The organism is Streptomyces sp. NPDC127197, from assembly GCF_042672405.1.
Taxonomy (GTDB): domain Bacteria; phylum Actinomycetota; class Actinomycetes; order Streptomycetales; family Streptomycetaceae; genus Streptomyces; species Streptomyces flavusporus.
Genome location: NZ_JBHXVG010000150.1, coordinates 1 through 1,227 on the forward strand (window position 1 = coordinate 1; position 1,227 = coordinate 1,227).

The window sequence follows — 1,227 nt, forward strand, 5'->3', positions numbered from 1 at the left end:
CCGTTGAGCGATGGCCCTTCCATGCGGAACCACCGGATCACTAAGCCCGACTTTCGTCCCTGCTCGACTTGTAGGTCTCGCAGTCAAGCTCCCTTATGCCTTTGCACTCTACGAATGATTTCCAACCATTCTGAGGGAACCTTTGGGCGCCTCCGTTACACTTTAGGAGGCGACCGCCCCAGTCAAACTGCCCACCTGACACTGTCTCCCGGGTCGATAAGACCCGTAGGTTAGAATTTCAATACAGTCAGGGCGGTATCCCACCAGCGCCTCCACCGAAGCTAGCGCTCCGGTTTCAATGGCTCCCGCCTATCCTGTACAAACTGTACCAAAATTCAATATCAGGCTACAGTAAAGCTCCACGGGGTCTTTCCGTCCTGTCGCGGGTAACCTGCATCTTCACAGGTACTATAATTTCACCGAGTCTCTGGTTGAGACAGTGCCCAAATCGTTACACCTTTCGTGCGGGTCGGAACTTACCCGACAAGGAATTTCGCTACCTTAGGACCGTTATAGTTACGGCCGCCGTTTACTGGGGCTTCAGTTCAGAGCTTCGCTTACGCTAACCCCTCTCCTTAACCTTCCAGCACCGGGCAGGTGTCAGCCCCTATACTTCGCCTTACGGCTTCGCAGAGACCTGTGTTTTTGCTAAACAGTCGCTTGGGCCTATTCACTGCGGCTTTCCGTTAAGAAAGCACCCCTTCTCCCGAAGTTACGGGGTCATTTTGCCGAGTTCCTTAACCAGAGTTCTCTCGCACACCTTAGGATTCTCTCCTCGCCTACCTGTGTCGGTTTGCGGTACAGGCACCTTTTATCTCGCTAGAAGCTTTTCTTGGCAGCGGGGAATCAAAGACTTCGCTCCATAAGGAGCTTCCCCATCACAGCTCAGCCTTCACGATAAGCGGATTTGCCTACTTATCAGCCTAACTGCTTGGACGTGCACAACCAATCGCACGCTTCTTCTATCCTTCTGCGTCCCTCCATTGCTCAAACGATAAAGAGGTGGTACAGGAATATCAACCTGTTGTCCATCGCCTACGCCTGTCGGCCTCGGCTTAGGTCCTGACTAACCCTGAGCGGACGAGCCTTCCTCAGGAAACCTTAGGCATTCGGTGGACGGGATTCTCACCCGTCTTTCGCTACTCATACCGGCATTCTCACTTCTAAGCGCTCCACCAGTCCTTCCGGTCTGACTTCACTGCACTTAGAACGCTCTCCTACCACTGT

General features: G+C 53.2%; 1 rRNA gene. It reads right to left on the bottom strand.

The window, feature by feature from the left end:
* Nucleotides 1-1,227, bottom strand: a 23S ribosomal RNA gene (locus ACFVJQ_RS46040); the annotation flags it as partial.